The 19,054-nt window shown below is 72.1% G+C and carries 21 protein-coding genes and 1 pseudogene; 12 read left to right on the top strand and 10 right to left on the bottom strand.

Features of this window, described 5'->3' with window-relative positions:
* Positions 1-144: 144 nt before the first annotated feature.
* A complete protein-coding gene (locus ASD33_RS19545; protein ID WP_056561846.1) occupies positions 145-1,332 on the top strand; it encodes a thiolase family protein in 1,188 nt (395 codons plus the stop codon).
* Positions 1,333-1,425: 93 nt separating this feature from the next.
* Here the strand turns inward: ASD33_RS19545 and trxA are convergent, their stop codons facing one another.
* Positions 1,426-1,797: a thioredoxin gene (trxA, locus tag ASD33_RS19540; protein ID WP_056561845.1), complete on the bottom strand. Its 372-nt coding sequence runs from the start codon at positions 1,795-1,797 to the stop codon at positions 1,426-1,428.
* A 114-nt stretch (positions 1,798-1,911) separates the two neighbouring features.
* Here trxA and ASD33_RS19535 point away from each other — a divergent pair, with 114 nt between their 5' ends.
* Complete coding sequence (locus ASD33_RS19535; RefSeq protein WP_056561844.1) at positions 1,912-3,360, top strand: NAD(P)/FAD-dependent oxidoreductase; 1,449 nt, start codon at positions 1,912-1,914, stop codon at positions 3,358-3,360.
* Positions 3,361-3,367: 7 nt separating this feature from the next.
* On the opposite strand, the gene ASD33_RS19530 is transcribed toward ASD33_RS19535, so the two are convergent.
* Positions 3,368-3,628 carry a TetR family transcriptional regulator C-terminal domain-containing protein gene (locus ASD33_RS19530; protein WP_242427155.1) on the bottom strand — a complete coding sequence of 87 codons (261 nt, stop codon included), beginning with the start codon at positions 3,626-3,628 and terminating at the stop codon, positions 3,368-3,370.
* Positions 3,629-3,696: 68 nt separating this feature from the next.
* On the opposite strand from ASD33_RS19530, the gene ASD33_RS34320 reads away from it, so the two are divergent.
* Positions 3,697-3,873 carry an amidohydrolase family protein gene (locus ASD33_RS34320; RefSeq protein ID WP_242427105.1) on the top strand — a complete coding sequence of 59 codons (177 nt, stop codon included), beginning with the start codon at positions 3,697-3,699 and terminating at the stop codon, positions 3,871-3,873.
* A gap of 10 nt (positions 3,874-3,883) precedes the next feature.
* Here the strand turns inward: ASD33_RS34320 and ASD33_RS19525 are convergent, their stop codons facing one another.
* The 4 genes from ASD33_RS19525 to ASD33_RS19510 all read right to left on the bottom strand — a co-directional run bounded on the left by ASD33_RS19525 (position 3,884) and on the right by ASD33_RS19510 (position 6,577).
* Positions 3,884-4,762, bottom strand: coding sequence for a F510_1955 family glycosylhydrolase (locus tag ASD33_RS19525; RefSeq protein ID WP_056561843.1), 879 nt, complete (start codon positions 4,760-4,762; stop codon positions 3,884-3,886).
* Between the two features lie 141 nt (positions 4,763-4,903).
* Positions 4,904-5,563: a DUF305 domain-containing protein gene (locus tag ASD33_RS19520; protein ID WP_056561839.1), complete on the bottom strand. Its 660-nt coding sequence runs from the start codon at positions 5,561-5,563 to the stop codon at positions 4,904-4,906.
* Positions 5,564-5,656: 93 nt separating this feature from the next.
* Complete coding sequence (locus ASD33_RS19515; RefSeq protein WP_056561838.1) at positions 5,657-6,178, bottom strand: hypothetical protein; 522 nt, start codon at positions 6,176-6,178, stop codon at positions 5,657-5,659.
* Between the two features lie 51 nt (positions 6,179-6,229).
* Positions 6,230-6,577, bottom strand: a complete 348-nt coding sequence (locus tag ASD33_RS19510) for a tetratricopeptide repeat protein (protein WP_056561836.1) — start codon at positions 6,575-6,577, stop codon at positions 6,230-6,232.
* A gap of 103 nt (positions 6,578-6,680) precedes the next feature.
* On the opposite strand from ASD33_RS19510, the gene ASD33_RS19505 reads away from it, so the two are divergent.
* Positions 6,681-7,646, top strand: a complete 966-nt coding sequence (locus ASD33_RS19505; protein ID WP_056561835.1) for a pirin family protein — start codon at positions 6,681-6,683, stop codon at positions 7,644-7,646.
* Between the two features lie 128 nt (positions 7,647-7,774).
* On the opposite strand, the pseudogene ASD33_RS19500 reads toward ASD33_RS19505, so the two are convergent.
* A pseudogene (locus ASD33_RS19500) lies at positions 7,775-8,014 on the bottom strand (dihydrofolate reductase); the annotation flags it as partial.
* 524 nt (positions 8,015-8,538) lie between these two features.
* On the opposite strand from ASD33_RS19500, the gene ASD33_RS19495 reads away from it, so the two are divergent.
* From ASD33_RS19495 to ASD33_RS19470, 6 genes are all read left to right on the top strand, one after another.
* On the top strand, positions 8,539-9,264 hold the full coding sequence (locus ASD33_RS19495; protein ID WP_056561831.1) for a peptidylprolyl isomerase: 726 nt from the start codon (positions 8,539-8,541) through the stop codon (positions 9,262-9,264).
* 898 nt (positions 9,265-10,162) lie between these two features.
* Complete coding sequence (locus ASD33_RS19490; RefSeq protein WP_242427101.1) at positions 10,163-11,221, top strand: hypothetical protein; 1,059 nt, start codon at positions 10,163-10,165, stop codon at positions 11,219-11,221.
* 593 nt (positions 11,222-11,814) lie between these two features.
* Positions 11,815-12,570 carry a (5-formylfuran-3-yl)methyl phosphate synthase gene (locus ASD33_RS19485; protein ID WP_056563053.1) on the top strand — a complete coding sequence of 252 codons (756 nt, stop codon included), beginning with the start codon at positions 11,815-11,817 and terminating at the stop codon, positions 12,568-12,570.
* A gap of 8 nt (positions 12,571-12,578) precedes the next feature.
* Positions 12,579-13,988 carry an aldehyde dehydrogenase family protein gene (locus tag ASD33_RS19480; protein WP_056561826.1) on the top strand — a complete coding sequence of 470 codons (1,410 nt, stop codon included), beginning with the start codon at positions 12,579-12,581 and terminating at the stop codon, positions 13,986-13,988.
* Positions 13,985-15,106: an NAD(P)-dependent alcohol dehydrogenase gene (locus ASD33_RS19475; RefSeq protein WP_056561824.1), complete on the top strand. Its 1,122-nt coding sequence runs from the start codon at positions 13,985-13,987 to the stop codon at positions 15,104-15,106. Before ASD33_RS19480 ends, ASD33_RS19475 begins: the two co-directional genes overlap by 4 nt.
* Positions 15,103-16,062 (top strand): SAM-dependent methyltransferase, encoded by a 960-nt coding sequence (locus ASD33_RS19470; protein ID WP_079044879.1) that lies wholly within the window; start codon positions 15,103-15,105, stop codon positions 16,060-16,062. The genes ASD33_RS19475 and ASD33_RS19470 overlap by 4 nt, the downstream gene beginning before the upstream one ends.
* Positions 16,063-16,131: 69 nt before the next feature.
* On the opposite strand, the gene ASD33_RS19465 is transcribed toward ASD33_RS19470, so the two are convergent.
* From ASD33_RS19465 to ASD33_RS19455, 3 genes are all read right to left on the bottom strand, one after another.
* Positions 16,132-16,665 carry an EF-hand domain-containing protein gene (locus tag ASD33_RS19465; protein ID WP_056563047.1) on the bottom strand — a complete coding sequence of 178 codons (534 nt, stop codon included), beginning with the start codon at positions 16,663-16,665 and terminating at the stop codon, positions 16,132-16,134.
* 236 nt (positions 16,666-16,901) lie between these two features.
* A complete protein-coding gene (locus ASD33_RS35815; RefSeq protein WP_199863555.1) occupies positions 16,902-17,108 on the bottom strand; it encodes a hypothetical protein in 207 nt (68 codons plus the stop codon).
* A gap of 162 nt (positions 17,109-17,270) precedes the next feature.
* Complete coding sequence (locus ASD33_RS19455; RefSeq protein WP_347232299.1) at positions 17,271-17,528, bottom strand: leucine-rich repeat domain-containing protein; 258 nt, start codon at positions 17,526-17,528, stop codon at positions 17,271-17,273.
* Between the two features lie 268 nt (positions 17,529-17,796).
* On the opposite strand from ASD33_RS19455, the gene ASD33_RS19450 reads away from it, so the two are divergent.
* Both ASD33_RS19450 and ASD33_RS19445 read left to right on the top strand, forming a co-directional pair.
* A complete protein-coding gene (locus ASD33_RS19450) occupies positions 17,797-18,651 on the top strand; it encodes an IS5 family transposase (RefSeq protein WP_056561822.1) in 855 nt (284 codons plus the stop codon).
* Positions 18,648-19,046, top strand: coding sequence for a hypothetical protein (locus ASD33_RS19445; protein WP_199863554.1), 399 nt, complete (start codon positions 18,648-18,650; stop codon positions 19,044-19,046). Before ASD33_RS19450 ends, ASD33_RS19445 begins: the two co-directional genes overlap by 4 nt.
* Positions 19,047-19,054 lie beyond the last annotated feature (8 nt).

Raw genomic sequence — 19,054 nt, 5'->3', positions numbered from 1 at the left:
GTCGGCCGTCGTGTCGGCCGTCGTGTCGGGAAAGGGCCCGTTGACACGGCGGGCCTCCGGGCAGAGACTCTGCGCGCGCGCCGGGGCGAAAATCCTTTCACCAGGCGAACAGAGTCGTTCCGAAGGCCACGTGGGAGAGAACCGATGAGCATCCGCGACGTCTACATCGTCGACGCCGTCCGCACCCCGATCGGGAAGTTCGGCGGCGCCCTCGCCTCCGTACGTCCCGACGACCTCGCGGCCCACGTCGTCCGGGCGCTCGTCGACCGCTCCCCGGCGCTCGACCCGGCGCTCGTCGACGACGTCTACTTCGGTGACGCCAACGGCGCGGGCGAGGACAACCGCGACGTGGCGCGGATGGCCGTCCTCCTCGCCGGGCTGCCGGTCTCCGTCCCCGGCGTCACCGTCAACCGGCTCTGCGGCTCCGGCCTCGAAGCCGTCATCCAGGCGGCCCGCGCCATCGCCCTCGGCGACGCCTCCGTCGCCATCGCCGGCGGCGTCGAGTCGATGTCCCGCGCCCCCTGGGTCCTGCAGAAGCCCGAGCGGGCCTTCCCCGCCGGCCACCAGCAGCTCCACTCGACCACCCTCGGCTGGCGCATGACCAACCCGCGCATGCCCGCCGAGTGGACGGTCGCGCTCGGCGAGGGCGCCGAGCAGATCGCGGACCGGCACGGCCTCACCCGCGAGCAGCAGGACGCCTTCGCCCTGGACAGCCACCGCAAGGCCGCCGAGGCCTGGGCGAAGGGCCTCTACGACGACGAGGTCGTGCCCTACCCGGGCGTGGACCTCCAGCGCGACGAGTGCATCCGCGAGGGCTCCACCATGGAGACCCTCGCCAAGCTGAAGCCCGCCTTCCGCCCCGAGGGCGGCACCGTCACCGCGGGCAACTCCTCACCGCTCAACGACGGCGCGGCGGCCCTGCTCCTCGTCGACGAGGACGGCCTGCGCGAGACCGGGCGGGAGCCGCTGGCCCGCATCCGGGCCTCGGCGGTCACCGGCATCGAGCCGCAGCTCTTCGGGCTCGGCCCGGTCGCGGCCGTCCGCCGGGCCCTGGAGAAGTCCGGTCGCTCCTTCGCCGACCTGCGGACCTTCGAGCTCAACGAGGCCTTCGCCGCCCAGGCGCTCGGCTGCCTCTCCGAATGGCCGGAACTCGACCCCGAGATCGTGAATCCCCGCGGCGGGGCCGTCGCCCTCGGCCACCCGCTCGGCGCCTCCGGTGCCCGGCTCGCCGGATCGGTGGCCCACCAGCTGGCGGCGGCCGGCTCGGGCACCGGCCTCGCGGCCCTCTGCATCGGCGTCGGCCAGGGCCTCGCCCTGGTCCTGGAGCGCTGAGCCCTCAGGGCCCGCACACGCGGCACGCACGGCTGCGTCGCACACGGCGCGAGGGGGGTACGGGAGCGTCTCCCGTACCCCCCCCGCCGTGGGTCACTTCTGCTCGGCCGCCGCAGCCGCCACGGACTTGCGGACCTCGTCCATGTCCAGCTTCCGCGCCTGGCCGATCACGTCCTCCAGCGCCGCCTCGGGCAGGGCGCCCGGCTGCGCGAAGACCGCCACGTTGTCCCGCACGATCATCAGCGTCGGGATCGAACGGATCTCGAACGCCGCCGCGAGCTCCTGCTGCGCCTCGGTGTCGACCTTGGCGAAGACGAGGTCCTGGTGGCGCTCGGACGCGGCCTCGAAGACCGGTGCGAACTGGCGGCAGGGACCGCACCAGGAAGCCCAGAAGTCGATCAGGACGAACCCGTTGCCGCTCACGATCTCGTCGAAGTTGTCCTTGGTGAGCTCTACGGTGCTCATGCTGCCTACCTTTCGGGGGTCTCCTGGCGGTGTCCTCACGGTCCCCTGGGGACTCGACCGGCACAACGGCGTATCGAGCCGTGCTATTCCGCCCCCCTGGAGCAGACTGGCCCCATGACGCGATCGGTCGAAGAAGAGCACGAGTACGCCTACGACGTGGTGGTCCTGGGCGCGGGCCCGGTGGGGGAGAACGTCGTCGACCGGGTGCGGGCCGCCGGCCTCAGCGCCGCGATCGTCGAGAGCGAACTGCTCGGCGGCGAGTGCTCGTACTGGGCCTGCATGCCCAGCAAGGCACTCCTCCGGCCCGTACTGGCCCGCTCCGACGCCCGTAAGGTCGCGGGGCTGCGCGAGTCGGTCTACGGCCCGCTGGACGCCCTGGAGGTCTTCGCCCACCGGGACGAGGTGGTCGGCCACTGGAAGGACGACGGCCAGGTGGACTGGCTGGACTCGATCGGCGTACGGGTCTTCCGGGGGCACGGCCGCCTCCACGGGCCCCGCCGGGTCGAGGTCACCGGTCCCGAGGGCGAGCGGCACGTCCTCACCGCCCGGCACGCGGTCGCCGTCTGCACGGGCACCCGCGCCGTCCTCCCCGACCTGCCCGGACTGGCCGGGGCGCGGCCCTGGACAAGCCGCGAGGCCACCAGCTCCGGCCGGGTGCCCGGGCGCCTCGCCGTGGTCGGCGGGGGAGTCGTCGGCGTGGAGATGGCCACGGCCTGGCAGGCCCTCGGGGCCCAGGTGACGATGCTCGTCCGGGGCGGGGGCCTGCTCCCGAGGATGGAGCCCTTCGTCGGCGAGCACGTGGCCGAGGCGCTCACCACGCGCGGCGCCGACATCCGCACCGGCGTCACGGTCAGCGCGGTCGTGCGCGACGGGGGCACGGGGCCCGTCACCGTGGTCCTGGAGGGCGGCGACCACGTCGAGGCCGACGAGGTGCTCTTCGCGACCGGCCGGTCCCCGCGCACCGAGGACATCGGCCTGGACACGGTGGGCCTGGAGCCGGGCTCCTGGTTCGACGTCGACGACAGCCTCCGGGTCACCGGCAGCGACTGGCTGTACGCGGTCGGGGACGTCAACCACCGCGCGCTCCTCACGCACCAGGGCAAGTACCAGGCGCGGATCGCCGGCGCGGCCATCGCCGCCCGCGCGCGGGACGGGAAGGCCTTCGACGCGGAGAGCTGGGGCCCGCACGCGGCGACCGCCGACCACGCGGCCGTCCCGCAGGTGGTGTTCAGCGACCCCGAGGCGGGTGCCGTCGGACTGTCGCTCGCGGAGGCCGAGCGGGCCGGGCACCGGGTGCGCGCGGTGGACCTCGACATGCGGCAGGTCGCGGGCGCCGGGCTGTACGCCCAGGGCTACCGGGGGCACGCCCGGATGGTCGTCGACCTCGACCGCGAGGTGCTCCTCGGCGTCTCCTTCGTCGGCCCCGGCATCGGGGAACTCGTCCACGCGGCGACGGTCGCGGTCGTCGCCGAGGTCCCGATCGCCCGTCTGTGGCACGCGGTCCCGTCGTACCCGACGCTGAGCGAGGTGTGGCTGCGGCTCCTGGAGGCGTACCGGGGCTGATGCTTCCTCAGTCCGCCGCGCCCGAAAAGGAGTTGCCGCCCTCCGGCGCGTACGGGGTGATCAGTGCCCGGGTCGCCGAGCGGGCCACCTCCAGGGCGGACCGTTCGTCCCGGCCGGACTTCTGGCCCAGGACCACACGGGTGCTCAACCCGTCGAGCAGGGCCAGGAGTTCGGAGGCGCGGGCGGCGGTGTCGAGGGGCGCGAAGCGCCGGCGCGCCACCCCGGCCGCGAGCAGCGCCTCCAGGTCCTCCCGCTGGGCGCGGTCCAGCTCTTCCTGGGCCTCCCGGAGCGCGCTGTTCCCGGGGGATCGACGTCGCCACCGCCGTCGAGGGCTACATGATGGGCTCGGCGTACGCCAACTTCCTTGAGGGCGAGCGGGGTTCGCTCACCGTCGGCAAGCTCGCCGACTTCGTCGTCCTCTCCCGCGACATCCTCCGCGTCGCGCCGGATGAGATCCCCGGCACGGTCGCGGAGACCGTCGTGGTGGGCGGAGAGGTCGTCGTGGAACGCTGACCCGCCCCCGTCAGTGGCCCTCCTTCCCGGTGGTCACCGCGACGCGCCGCTCGAAGCGGGCGCCCGCGTCCCGTGACTCGTACACCCCGTCCTGGGTGGCGACGAGCAGCCGCCGCGCATCGACGACGGTGAGCGCCTGCGGGGCGCCGCCCGGGACGGTGGACACCCGGGTCCAGACGGTGCCCCCGGCCGTCCCCCGGAAGAGGACGCCGTCGGTGTCGACGCCGAACAGGGCGTCGGGGGCGCCCCAGGAGAGGTACGCCAGGACCCGGCCCGCTCCCGGCGCGAACGTCCTGCCGCCGTCCGTGCTGCGGGCCACGCCGGACTCGGTGGTGGCGAGGACGGTGCCGGGCGCGGTGGGGGAGACGGCGATGTCGAGGGCGCGCAGGGAGGCCCGGTCCTCCCAGGTGACCCCGTCGGGGCTGGCCCTCAGGAGCCCGTTCGCGCTGTCGTACCCGTAGACGGTGGAGTCGGACGCGGTGTCGAGGGCGTGGAAGTCGACCTCGCCCGCGAGCGACTTCTCCCGCCAGGTGATCCCGGCGTCCGCCGACGCGACGAGGCCGAGGTCGGAGGGTCCGGCGGCGCCCGGCGCGGGGTGCCCGCTCGCCAGGAAGGTGCCGTCGGGGGCGACCGTGAAGCCCATGAAGTCGTCCCGGCGGTCACCGACCGGCATCGGCCGGCCGTCGGCGTCGGGGGTGTGGATCCCCTGGTGGGTCGCGATGTAGAGGGTGTCGCCGCGGAGGCCGAGCCCGTGGATGTGGCTGAGGGCGGCGCCGGGGTCCGCGGCGGTGTCCGTGCCGTCGGCGGCCGAGCAGGCGGTGAGGCCCAGGGTGAGGGCGAGGGACACGGAGATGAGGGCGGCGGCGCGGCCGGAGAAGTACGTCGTCATGGTTCTTTCGCCTGAGGGCCCGGAAGTCCGAGGGCCCGGGGATCCGAGGAGCGTGGGTACGGCTGCGGGGCGGCCCGCCCCCGAGGGGGACGGGCCGCGAGTCGCGTGCGTGGGTGCACGGGGGAAGGGGATCCGGGCCGGTCAGAGCCGGTCGAGGATCTTCCGCAGCGCGGCGACCTCTTCGGACTGGGTCCGCACCACGTCGTCGGCGAGCGCCTTCGCCGTCGCGTTGCCGCCGTTCTTCTGCTCCTCCTTCGCCATGTCGACGGCGCCGTTGTGGTGGGCGATCATCAACTCGGCGAACTTGCGGTCGAAGGCCTTGCCCTTGACGGCGGCGAGGTCCTTCATGTCCTGCTCGGACATCATCCCGGCCATGCCGTGCCCACCGGAGCCGTGGCCCGCGGACTCGGGCTTGCCCCAGCCCTTGAGCCAGGCCTTCATCTTCTGGATCTCCGGGTCCTGCGCCTGCTCGATCGCGGCGACCAGCTTCTTGACCTCGGAGTCCTCGGCCCGCCCGTCGGCGAGCTCCGCCATCTCCAGGGCCTGCTGGTGGTGGGGGATCATCATCTGCGCGAACATGACGTCCGCGTCGTTGAAGGCGCCCGGGGCGGGGGCGCCGGCGCCGGCGGCGGACGGGGACGGGGACGCGCCGGTGGTCGCGGAGGCGGAGGCGGACGTACCGCCGTGGTCCATTCCGCTCATGCCGTCGTCGGTGCCGCAGGCGGCGAGCAGGAGACCGGTCGCGGTGACGGCGCCGACCAGGGCGAGCTTCCGGGCGGTGCGGTTCGTGAAGGTACGCATGTGGGTGAGACCTCGTGTGCTGTTCGTACGGACGGAAAGGGGCAGGCCGAAGCGTTCACGGGCAGCGCGAGGCGCCCGCGGTGGCGGTACGGCCTAGATCCGCAGGACGGACAGCAGGGAGAGGTCGGGGGGTCGGGGCGGCGGGGCGTGCGGCCCGAGCGCGGGGGTGAGCCGCGCGAGGAGAAGGGCGAGCCACTCGGGCCGCCGCGCGAGCGCGGCGCGGACGAGCCCGGCGAACAGCCAGCCGGCGAGGACGGCCACGCAGAGCGTGGTCATGTCCATCCCGGAGCCCGGCCCGTGCCGGGCGTCGGAACTGTCGTCGCCACCGGGAGGGACGGCGGAGTGGCCGTTCACGGCGGCGGAGGAGGCCGCGTGAGCGGACTGACCGGTGCCGGGTGAGGAGGGCACGGCAGCCGACGACGAGGCGGCCATCGATGCGGAGGAAGCGGCCGTCGACGACGAGGACGTGTGAGCGCTCGCCGTATCGCCGCCGGCCCCCTCGGGGTGTCCGACGGCGTGCATCAGGAACACGCCGAGCGCGAGCACGACGACGAGCAGAAGGTGCGCGAGGGCACCTTCCGCTCGTCTGCCGCGTTCCGCTCGGTGTGTCCGCACAGCCAGGCCTCCTGGCTGCCGAATATACCGCGCCGGGGTATCAGACCCGCGTCAGGACGACGGCGTCTCACCCGACATGGCGGCGGCCATCCGCAGATGCGGAGCGGCCTCGTCCGGCCGGCCCTGGCGCTCCAGGGCGCGCCCGAGCATCAGCCGGGCGTAGTGCTCGACCGGGTCGCGCTCCAGGACGGCGCGCAGCTCGGTCTCGGCCCGCGAGAGCTGGGCGGAGTGGTAGTAGGCACGGGCGAGGAGCAGCCGCTGGGCCGTCTGGTCCGGGTGCTCGGCGACCAGGCCGCGAAGGATGCGGACGGCGGTTCCGTACTCCTTCGCGTCGAAGAAGAACCGGGCGCGGTCCCAGCGTTCCGAGGCCGTTCCGAACTCGTAGTACGTGTCGCTCACTTGCTCTTCCTCTCCAGCGGCCCGCATCTGCCACCCTGTGTGGCGGTCGACCAGGTCAACAAGCCTGGATGGTTGAACATTCCACAATGATGGGTTGAGCGTCATGAGCAATCTTGATCGTCAGGCCGCCCTGACCGTGTGCGGTGGCCGCGGCTTCGTCGCAGCCGAGCCGGTACGGGAACTCCTCAGCCCCCGGCACGTGCGGCTCGGCGAGTCGACCGAGGTCCGCCGGCTGCTCCCGAACCTCGGCCGGCGGATGGTCGGCGCCTGGGTCTTCGTCGACCACTACGGCCCCGACGACATCGCCGACGAACCGGGGATGCAGGTCCCGCCGCACCCGCACATGGGGCTCCAGACCGTCAGCTGGCTCCACGAGGGGGAGGTGCTGCACCGCGACTCCACCGGCAGCCTCCAGGCGATCCGCCCGCGCGAACTGGGCCTCATGACCTCGGGCCGTGCCATCTCCCACTCGGAGGAGAGCCCTCGGCCGCACGCCCGCTACCTGCACGGCGCCCAGCTCTGGGTCGCCCTCCCCGACGCCCACCGCCAGGTCGAACCGCATTTCCAGCACCACGCCGAGCTGCCCCGGGTCACCGCGCCCGGCCTCACGGCCACGGTGATCCTGGGCGCCCTCGACGGCGCCGCCTCGCCCGGCACCACGTACACCCCGCTCGTCGGCGCCGACCTCGCGCTGACCGCGGGCGCCGAGACGCGCCTCCCGCTGGACCCGGACTTCGAGTACGCGGTCCTGGCGATGTCCGGCGAGGTCCACGTGGACGGCGTGCCCGTCCTGCCCGGCTCCATGCTCTACCTGGGCTGCGGCCGCACGGAGCTCCCCCTGCGCGCGACCTCGGACGCGGGCCTGATGCTCCTGGGCGGGGAGCCCTTCGAGGAGGAGATCGTCATGTGGTGGAACTTCGTCGGCCGCACGGACGAGGAGATCCGCGTGGCGCGGGAGGACTGGATGGCGGGCGACCGCTTCGGCGAGGTGAAGGGCTACGACGGTGACCGGCTGGCCGCACCGGAGGTGCCGGCGACGCAGCTGAAGGCGCGAGGAAGGGTGCGCTGACCTGCTCTTTTCTTTGCCGATTCGATGTGGGGTCAGGGGTGCTCGATACCCCCTGCAGCTGTCGTAGCTGGGTTGGCCGGTCGGCCGGTAGACACCGACCACGGTGCCGCCCTTCGTCGTCGAGACGTGAACGGGTTGTCGGGATCGGCCGTCGGCCAGTACGACGCGAAGATCTCGTACGTCTCGCGTCCGAGCAACATCGCGTCGGAGCGCTCGTACCCAGCGGCGACGGCCGCGCCGACCTCGTCGTCCACCGGCCTTTGCCGGCCGCCGTGCTGGAACCCGCTCTCCGCGTCCTCGTCCGGACCGCCCGGTGTCTGCATGACGCCGTCGAGCGTCAGGAACGTGCAGATGATGATCTTGCGCATGGTGTGTTCCCTTCGTCTACGGGCAGACCACACAACCGCCGGAACTCATCGCGCCGCTTCCGCGGCACAGCACTACGGGGTCGCACCGCGACACCGGATCCGGTATCCGTGCGACACCGACCGTGACCTTCGGGCGCGACATCCGAGACCTTGCAACTCGTGGGTACGCCCTCGCGGTGTCGTGCGCCATCACAGTGACCTGGATGTTCCTCGTGGATCCCGTGCCCTGTCGCCCGCCGGCCCGGAGCGGCTCGGCGAATGCTGGACATGTGCCGGCCCGGACCGACGGCGGCGCGTTCCCGGGGTCCGCGACAGGGCACCGTCGTTCCCCTCACTCGCGGGGTGTTCCGCGTTGCCGTCGATTCGGTACGGACCCCAGCGGTCCCGGCAAGGCCAAGGACGTGTCGCCCGAGTGACGGGGCTCTGGGCACGCTGATCGGCCGGAAATCCCACTCCCGCAGGCCACACCACGCCCTAGACTGCGACCGCTCCGAGACCTGGGGACCATCGGGAGGGTGTGCAAGATGAGACGAGCACTGACCAGTGCGTTCGCGGCCGCGGCGTTAGTGGTGTCCGGGGGAAGCGTCGCCACCGCTTCCCACAGCGCTCCGCCGCGCACCACGCACGGTCCCTGCCAGTACGGCCAGACCCCGGAGGAGCCGCCGGCGCGCCGTGTTCCGCTGCCGCCCGATCCACGGCGCACCCCCGATCGTGGCACGGTCGACTTGGCCGTTCCGACCAGTCAGGGCCCGCTTCCACTGCGCCTGGACCGGGCCAAGGCGCCGTGCACGGTCCAGAGTTTCCTGCACCTGACACGGCACGGCTTCTACGACCGCACGGTGTGCCACCGCCTGACGGCGTACCCGACGCTGAAGGTCTTGCAGTGCGGCGACCCGACCGGCACCGGTGAGGGCGGGCCCGGGTACAAGTACAAGGACGAACTGCCGGTGGACCTGCCGCCCGCAGCCACCGATCCCACGGGCACGCGCCGGCTCTACGGACGCGGCCTGCTGGCGATGGCCAACGCCGGCCCGAACACGAACGGCTCACAGTTCTTCGTCGTCTACGGCGACTCCGCACTGCGACCGAACTACACGGTGTTCGGCACGGTCGGCCCCGCCGGTCTGGCGACGCTCGACAAGGTCGCCGCCGGAGGCATCGAACCGACCGCGGAGAACCCGGCACCGGTCGACGGCACACCCGTACTGCGGACCGAGCTGCTCCACGTCCGACCGTCCTGCCGGCACTGACGCACCGCATTGTCGCCGCGTCCACGATGAACATGCCTGGCGGCATGCGGCATGCGGCATGCGGCGTGCGGGGTCGGCTTGCGGCGACACCCGAATGCCCGGTGAGTCCCTGGCCCCTCCATGGAGTCGGATCGATCGCGTCGCCTTCGCGTCGCGTCCGGGGTGACAGCAGTCCCTGGTCCTCGATCCGGTTCAGATGCGTATGCCGCTCGGTTCCGTGTCCGCCTCCGTGGTCCGCAAAGGGCCACACCTGCGTGTTCTTTGTTCCGGTATCGGTTGTAGGTCGCGAACACCGTGGACGGGGGACAGGTCGGGTCCCCCAGCGTCGGAGCCAGAGCGGCCGGCGGGCGGCGCCGAGGCCGCGGCGAGCCGCCTCGGTGTCCGGGCGGGCGTCGTCCACCTGAGGCGGCTTGCCGATGAGCTGCCGGCCGCCTCCGCGACGGACCGGGCCGACGGGCGCTGCCAGCTGCTGAGTTCTGTCGCCGCCCGTGAGGCCGTCGCCTTCTACGAGCGGCCGGGCTGGGCCCAGGTCACCCACCCCGCGCCCCTCGCAGCCGTCCTCGTCCCTTCTGACCCACGACCAGAGCAGTGAGACCCTCGCGCGCCGCCAACGTCCGCCGGCGCTTCCTCGACCACTTCGCGCCGGTAATGCCCAACCTGGCGGGCGGATGCCCACACCCGGACTGTGCCCACGCGAGGCGCGTCTCGACCGCGATACGGGTGAGTGCTCATCCGCATCCGCCCTCCCGCCGACGGCAGACCGATGCGGCCTGGGCCTCGAAGACGGTTCCTGGCGGCGATCCGTGCGTAGGAGGTTGCCGTCGCCTGCGGAGGGGAACCGCCGGCTACTGGTGCGCGACCTGCGGGGACGCAGCCTGGGATGCGGCACGATGGCCCTGTGAACGCACAAGAGGGAAGCACGACAGGGGAATCCGTCGGGGAGCTCGCCCGGCGACTCCTCGCGGCAGATACGGACGGCTGGACGCCGGAGGGCGTGAGGGCCGTGGCGGCCGAGTGGGGATGGGCCTGGGGCGGCACGCCGGACGCCCCTGCACTGATCACCGGGCGGGCCTCGGGCGATGCTCGCCTGCGCCCGGTCGGCGACTACGAGAAGCGTCACGTCGACGGCGAGTCGTACGTGGAGCTCGCGGTCCCCGTGGCGGTTCCCGCGCCGGACGCCGCGGCGCAGGCGGCGGCCTTCCGCGCCGCGAAGGAGGAAGTGACCGCCGCACTGGGCGAGCCGTCCGTCATGGGCTCGCACGGTGACATGGGCCCCTTCTACGGCAGCCAGCCGCTCTGGGGCGCTCCCTTCCTGCGCTGGCGCGGCAGGCCGGACACGCTCGAGCTGCGGGCCGGGAAGTCGGGGCCCGAGCTGGTCCTGCAGCCCACCGACCCCGCGGAGAACTGGTTCTGGCGTCAAGGCCACGGCGAGGAGCACGCGATCAGCGGCTTCTTCGGGAGCAACCGGGATCAGGCCAACGTCGGCCTCGGCTTCCCGGGCGGGTGGACCGCCCGTAGCTGGGAGACCGTCACCCGGTCGCTGGGGGAGTTCCTGGAAGCGCTGCCCGCCGAGACCACCGCCCTGGGGATCCGGCTCGGGATGCCGTTCTACGGGCGTGACGGACGCAGCGCTCCCCTCCTCTTCGACGTGGTGTGCGGCGACCGGCTCTCGATCGCCTGCTTCGCCCCGGACGCCGTCGATCCGGCCGCACTCGGCTGGGGCACGGTCGCCGAATTCCCGCACACGGCATCGGTCTTCGGCGACGACGATCCGGTGTGGCGTGTGGACGCGGGCGGGCCCGGCGAGCCGAAGGGCCACGCACTCGCCGAGATGCTCGTGGCCACGGCCAGGGCGGCAGGCGCGAGCGATCCCACCGACCTGATCATCGGCGGAGAGGCGGGCTACGTGGACGGCTACCACGTGACCTACTACGGGCTGGGCCTGCCGACCGGCTGACGGCCTCCCCGGGGCGTACCGCCACGACAGTCCGCCTCTGTTCCTGGCGCTCGCCGGCGAGCAGGACGCGAGGAGGCTTCGGCCCGACCCGATGCGCGGTGTCCGGGACGCCGACCGTCGGGCAGGGCGAACGGGGTTCCCACGGGTGCCCTCCCGACTCGGATTCCCCCATGGACCCGACCGTGCCCCAGGGACCCGCCGACCGCCCCCGCGGCCGTGCGGCCGGCCTCCGCTTCCACCGCGGTCCAAGCCCTTCGGAGCGGTGACGGCCAGGTCACCGGTCTCCCCGGACTTCCGCGGGACGGGACCGTGCGACCCCTGCGGGGCCTTCCGCGCCCGGGGCGGTGGCAGACAGGGCCCCGGAGCACACAAGTGGGCATCGAGGGCGGTCGGCAGGGTCGGGCGTGCGCCGACAGGCGCCGGTGCACGGCGGTGCACGCCGCATCATGAGCGTGCTTTCACGCACCCTCCGTGAGCTCCGTGCGCCCTACCGGCGCCCGCGGGCGCCGGAAAGGATGGGTGCACCGCACGTGAACCAGGTGATCCGCACCCCTGTCCTCGGTCAGGTGGACATGCGGCGGAAGGAGCTCATGGTGTTGCTTCTCATCTCCCCGGACGGTGTCGAGGAAGCCCTCGACTGCGCGAAGGCCGCGGAACACCTCGACATCGTGGACGTCAAGAAGCCCGACGAGGGCTCGCTGGGCGCCAACTTCCCCTGGGTCATCCGGGAGATCCGCGACGCGGTGCCGGCGGACAAACCGGTGTCCGCCACCGTGGGGGACGTGCCGTACAAGCCCGGCACGGTGGCGCAGGCCGCGCTCGGTGCGGTCGTATCCGGCGCCACGTACATCAAGGTCGGCCTGTACGGCTGTACGACTCCCGAGCAGGGTGTCGAGGTCATGCGAGCGGTCGTCCGCGCGGTGAAGGACCACCGCCCCGAGGCGCTCGTCGTCGCCTCGGGCTACGCCGACGCCCACCGCATCGGCTGCGTCAACCCGCTCGCCCTGCCCGACATCGCCGCCCGCGCAGAGGCCGACGCGGCCATGCTGGACACCGCGATCAAGGACGGCACGCGGCTCTTCGACCACGTTCCGCCCGACTCCTGCGCCGAGTTCGTCCGGCGCGCCCACGCGTACGGTCTGCTCGCCGCCCTCGCGGGCAGCGTCAAGCAGGACGATCTCGGTCCACTGACCCGCATCGGCACGGACATCGTGGGCGTACGAGGCGCAGTCTGCGCGGGCGGCGACCGCAATGCCGGGAGGATCCAGCCGCATCTGGTCGCCGCCTTCCGCGCGGAGATGGACCGGCAGGCCCGGGAGCACGCCGTCGGCACCCCGGCCGTGAACTGACCACCGGGATGCCGACACCGGAAGCCGCTCGTGTCCCCGGGCTGCGTGCCGCACGCCTCGCCGTCGTCGACCCGGCCACCGGGGAGCCATTCGACGAGGCCCCCGACCAGAGGCCGGAGGAGCTGGACGAGGTGGTCGCCCGGGCCCAACGGGCCTGGCACGGCTGGCGCTCCGACCCCGCCGCCCGTACCACTGCCCTGCGCGCCGCTGCCGACGCCGTGGAAACGGCCGGCGACGCCCTCGCCCGGCTGCTCACGCGCGAACAGGGCAAGCCCCTGACCGAGTCGTACGCCGAGATCGCCCGTACGGGGGCCCGGCTGCGCTACTTCGCCGACCTGGCCCCGGAGACCCACCGCATCGACGACGGCCGACCCGTGCACAGCGAGGTCCGCTGGCGGCCCGTCGGGCCCGTCGCCGCGATCGTGCCCTGGAACTTCCCGATCCAGCTCGCGGCGGCGAAGTTCGCGCCCGCGCTCGCGGCCGGCAACACCGTGGTCCTCAAACCGTCCCCTCACACCCCGCTCGCCACCCGGCTGCTCGGCTCCGTCCTCGCCACCGTCCTGCCCGAGGACGTCCTGACCGTCGTCACCGGCCGCGAACCCCTCGGCGCCCGTCTCGCCGGCCACCGGGGCATCCGCCACGTCACCTTCACCGGCTCGGTGCCCACCGGTCGGGCCGTCGCCGAGGCCGCGGCGGGCTCGCTCGCCCGGGTCACCCTGGAACTGGGCGGCAATGACGCCGCCGTCCTCCTGGACGACGTCGACGTCGACCGGATCGCGGACCGGCTGTTCTGGGCAGCGTTCCGCAACTGCGGACAGGTCTGCATGGCGGTCAAGCGCGTCTACGCCCCCACCCGGATCCACGCCGAGGTCGTCGAAGCCCTCGCCCAACGCGCGAAGACCGTCGCGGTCGGATCCGGACTCGACCCGGACACCCGGATCGGTCCGGTCAACAACGCTCCCCAGCTGGCCCGGGTCGAGCAGGTCACGCGGCAGGCCCTGGCGGCCGGCGCCCGGGCCGCGGCCGGCGGCCGTCGACTGGACGGAGCGGGCTACTTCTTCGCTCCCACGGTCCTCACCGACGTCCCGCCCGACAGTCCGGTGGTGACCGAGGAACAGTTCGGACCCGTCCTGCCGGTACTGCCGTACCGGAACCTCGACGAGGCGATCACCGCGGCCAACGGCACCGACTTCGGCCTTGGCGGCTCCGTCTGGGGCACTGATCTCGACCGGGCCGAGGCGGTGGCCGACGGGTTGGAATGCGGCACGGCCTGGATCAACCACCACGCGGAGCTCTCCCTCGCCCAGCCCTTCGCGGGAGTCAAGGACAGTGGCGTCGGTGTCGCGGGCGGACCGTGGGGCCTCTACGGCAACCTTCGGCCGTTCGTGGTCCATCGCCCGTGGGAGGAGGGAGCGTGACGAGGAGGTTCCAGGCGGCCGTACTTCGCTCGTACGAGGACCCGTTCACGGTCGAGGAAGTGGCCCTGCGCACGGAGCCCGGCCCCGGCGAGATCCTCGTCGAGATCGCGGGAGCCGGGATGTGCCGTACCGATCTCGCGGTACGCCGATCGGCGGGCCGCAGCCCGCTGCCGTCGGTCCTCGGCCACGAGGGCGCCGGGGTCGTGGTGGCGACGGACGGCGACCCCGGCAACGGGCTGGGCGTCGGCGACCACGTCGTACTGAGCTTCGACTCCTGCGGACACTGCAGAAACTGCCGGGCCGCCTCACCCGCTTACTGCGATTCCTTCGCCTCCCTCAATCTGTTCGGTGGGCGCGAGGAGGAACCTCCACGGCTCACCGACGCGGCCGGAAATGCGCTGGCCCCCCGGTGGTTCGGCCAGTCCTCCTTCGCCGCGTACGCGCTCGTCCCGGCCCGCAACGCCGTCCGGGTCGACCCAGCCCTGCCACTCGAACTGCTCGGACCGCTCGGCTGCGGCTTCCTCACCGGTGCCGGTGCCGTACTGAACACCTTCGCCGCAGGACCCGGTGACACCCTCGTGGTCCTGGGCGCGGGAGCAGTGGGCCTGGCCGCCGTGATGGCGGCCACCGCCGCCGGCACGCGGACGGTGGCCGTCGACCGGCATACCGAACGCCTCGACCTGGCCGAACGGTTCGGCGCGACCCCGCTGTCCGCCGGATCGTACGGACTGCCCGAGCGGATCCGCCGACTGACCGAGGGCGGAGCCCAGTACGCCCTGGACACCACGGCCTCGGCCCCGCTCATCAACGACGCGCTCCGAGCACTGCGCCCCACCGGCACCCTCGGCCTCGTGGCACGCCTCCACGCCCCGCTGCCGCTCGAACCGGGCACGCTCGACCGGGGCCGAAGCATCCGCCACATCTGCGAAGGCGACGCGGTACCCGGACTGCTGATACCCCGGCTGATCGGCCTGTGGCAGGCCGGCTGCTTCCCCTTCGACCAGCTGATCCGCACCTACCCGCTGGCCGACATCAACGAGGCCGAACGCGACTGCGACGGCGGCCGCGTGGTCAAACCCGTCCTGCTGCCGGAAAGACCGGAAAGAGGAGAGCGATGAGCGAGACCTCCACCACCGAGGAGTCGTCCCATCCCGCCACCGAGGGAGACGCGGCCGCCACAGCGGCTCGGCAGGCCGACGCGGACGGCGTGGACGGCGGTGTGGGACTGACCGCGCTCCTGGTCGCCGCGGCCCGGGCGATCGAGACCCACCGCCGTGACAGCCTCGCCCAGGACGTCCACGCCGAGCACTTCGTACGCGCCGCCGCGGCATGTGCGGACTGGCCGGTACGCATCGGGCAGGTTCCGGAGGGGGACGAGAACCCACTGTGGGGAAGGTTCGCCCGCTACTTCGGGCTGCGGACCCGGGTCCTCGACGACTTCGTCCTCGGGTCGGTACACGACGGCGCTCGACAAGTCGTCCTGTTGGGAGCGGGGTTGGACACGCGTGCCTTCCGCCTCGACCTGCCGTCCGACTGCGTGGTTTTCGAGATCGACAGGGCGGGTGTGCTGGCCTTCAAGCAGCAGGTGCTCACGGACCTGTCGGCCGCCCCGAGGGCGAAGCGCGTCCCCGTACCGGTCGACCTGCGCGCGGACTGGGCCACCGCGCTGACCTCCACCGGCTTCGACCCGGCCGTACCGAGCGTCTGGCTGGCCGAGGGGCTGCTCTTCTACCTGCCGGGGCCCGTCGAGACGTACCTCATCGACACGGTGGACCGGCTGACCACCGGGGGCAGCGCCCTGGCCTTCGAGGCCAAGCTGGAGAAGGACCTGCTGGCGTACCGCGACAGCGCGATCTACACGGCGACGCGGGAGCAGATCGGTATCGACCTGCTCGACCTCTTCGACCTGGGACCCCGCCCCGACTCGGCGGGTCACCTGACGGCCAGGGGATGGTCCACGTCGACGCGCAGGCCCTTTGAGTTCACCCGCCGGCACGGACGCGGTCCCCTCCCCGAGGCCAACGACGCCTTGGAAGGGAACCGGTGGGTCTTCGCCCACAAGCCCGGGCCGTGACGCCCGGCGATCCGACGCCGTCCCGGGTTGGCCGACGCCGCCCCGGGACGCGCGCGTGACCGGGCAGTGTCAGACGGCCGGAGCGCCCACCAGCCGGTCACCGGGAATTCCGGCCAGGTCCGGTGCGTAGTAGTCCTCGATGCCGGTGGCCCACGTGGCCACGGTGATGCGGTCCTCGGCGTCGGGGCCGAAGGCGTCGAAGAGCGCGTGGATGTTCGCCTCCTCGAAGCCGATCGCCGTCATCAGCGACAGGAAGAGCGGGCGCTCGATCAGGCCGTCTCCGTCCGGGTCGCCGAGTGCGGAGAGCGCCTCGGCGAACTCGCTGACCGCGGGGCCGAAACGCGCGGGGTCGAGCACGAAGGGGCGGAACTCGTCGATGGTGACCACGCCGTCGCCGTCGGCGTCCAGCTCGGTGGCCAGAGTCGTCCACCAGCGGCGGAACGCCTTCCGGATGGCTTCCTTGGCACCGGCGTCCGATGCGACCGCCGCCTCCAGAACGCGTCCCGTCATGAGGTCGAAGTCGTCGGAGTCGATGACTCCGTTGCCGTTGGCGTCGAAGAGGGAGAAGACCAACTCGACCCGCTTGGCGGCCTCAGTGCGCATGTTCGTCACCTGTCTCGTGATGTGGCCCGTCGGTCCGGACCCGGCTCAGTGAGTGCTCCTGCACAACCGTGCTGGGAAAGAGCCGTGACGGTGAGGCGGTCGCCACTACCGGAAGGAGTGAGTTCTCCGACCACCAGTCCGAGCTGCTCGGACCGGGCACCGCCGACAACCGCGTGGACCCAGCGGTCGGCGGCATGCGCGGAGCACGGGACGCGCCTCTGGTGCCCGACGGTCCGTCAGCCACCCAGGAGCTCGTCGTTCGGATCGAAGGTGTGGCCGTCGACCGGCAGGTCGTCGAGGATGCCGGAGCGGATCTCGCCGGTGAGCACGGACAGGACGACACCGACACACCGGGACTCCTGCCGGCTGTGACCGTCACCACCGCCAGCGTCCACGACTCCGCCGCCGGCACCCCACTCCTGGCCGAAGTCCGCCAGCAACACCCCACCATCACCAAAGCCTGAGCCGACAACGGCTACATCTCATCGAGCAGTCCATGGAGGAGCGGGACCGTGTGAGCGGGCCGATCCTGGCCGGGCCGAGTTTGCGGTCGGTCCGCAGTCGGCAGACCTGTGCCTCCACCACACCGGAGGTCTTCGCCATGATCAAGACCAGTCGACGTCGACAACGCTCGTGATCAATACACCTGACTCCAGGGACGGCATCAGGGCGAGCCAGTCGGGGAGCCGGCCGAGGCCGTTGCTCCGCAGATCGATCTGGCGCAGTCGGGGGAGGTCGGCGAGTGACTCCGGCACGTCGTTCAGGGAGTTCTCGCGCAGGTCCAGGTGGCGCAGTTCATGTAGCTCGGCCGCTGACGACGGCAGGTGCTCGATCGTGTTTCCCCGGAGCCACAGCTCGCGCAGACCGCGGAGCCGGCCGATGGTGTGGGGCAGGGTGGTGAGCCGGTTGTGCTGCGCTCTGAGAGGGCGTTAAGTCCGATCTTCCTCGGTTCGTGATCGCTCGATCGTGGTACTGATCGCCACGCCGGGCACCTGCTGGGCATGCTCATGCTGAGATGCGAGCCATGNAGAGGGCGTTAAGTCCGATCTTCCTCGGTTCGTGATCGCTCGATCGTGGTACTGATCGCCACGCCGGGCACCTGCTGGGCATGCTCATGCTGAGATGCGAGCCATGGACAGAAAGCCGTACCCCAGCGACTTATCGGACGAGCAGTGGGCGTTGATCCAGCCGATGATCACAGCGTGGAAGCAGGAACGGGTAGCACGGTCGGCGACCGGTGATCCCGGCGCCTGCGACCTGCGGGAAGTCGTGAACGCGATCTTCTACCAGAACCGAACGGGCTGCCAGTGGCGCTACCTGCCCCACGACCTGCCGGCCTGGTCAGCGGTGTTCTACTACTTCACGCTGTGGCGCCAGGACGGCCTCGACCAGCGCATCCAGGAACTCCTGCGCTGCCAGGTGCGGGAGAGAGCCCGGCGATTAGAGGACCCGTCCCTCGTGATCATCGACACCCAGTCCGTCCGCGCGGCCGCCGGTGTCCCGAGGACCACGACGGGACTGGACGCCAACAAGAAGGTGTCGGGCCGCAAGCGGGGACTGGCCGTCGACGTCCTGGGGCTGATCATCGGCGTCGTCGTGCTGACCGCCTCCGCCCATGACAACGCCGCCGGCACCGCCCTGCTCGACCAAGCCGCCGAGCGGTGCGGCAACCGCCTGGAGAAGGCCCTGGTGGACCAGGGCTTCAAGGACGAGGTCCTCATCCACGGCGCCCTGCTGGACATCGACATCGAAATCGTCCGCCGCAACCCCGCCGACCGGGGCAAAGGCTTCATTCCGCAGCCCAAGCGGTGGATCGTGGAGCAGGTCAACGGCACATTGATGCTGCACCGCCGCCTCGCCCGTGAGTACGACCACCGGCCCGACACCTCCGCCTCACGCGTCTACTGGGCCTCAATCGCGAACATGGCCCGCCGCCTCACCACGCCGAGTCCGGCCTGGCGCGACACCCTCGAGCTGGCCGCGTGAACGTCACCGAGCTCCTGGTCGACCTCCAGGTCCAGCACGACGAGACCACAGTCAGGGCCTCTGAACTACGCGACCAGATCGCGCACTTGACCGCTACCCTCGCCGAGACCGAAGCGCGACTCGCAGACCTGGCCACCACCACCAAGGTCATCACCGAACTCGCACCAGCTGGAGGCGACCCCGATCCGCCCGAGACGAACACCGCCTACCAGGCCATCGTGAGCACCTTCAACCAGCACCCCGACCAGGTCTTCCGAGCCCGTGAACTGCACGAACTCCTCGGCCTGCCCACCGACGAGGCATCCGTCAACATCACCCGCAGCCGCCTCGGACGCCTCACCCGTCAAGGCTTCCTCACCCAGCCCGGACGAGGCCGCTACCAGAAACGGACTTAACGCCCTCT

This window comes from Streptomyces sp. Root1304 (assembly GCF_001426405.1).
Taxonomy (GTDB): domain Bacteria; phylum Actinomycetota; class Actinomycetes; order Streptomycetales; family Streptomycetaceae; genus Streptomyces.
The sequence above is the reverse complement of the archived record's forward strand: the minus strand, read 5'-3'. Positions and strand labels throughout refer to the sequence as shown.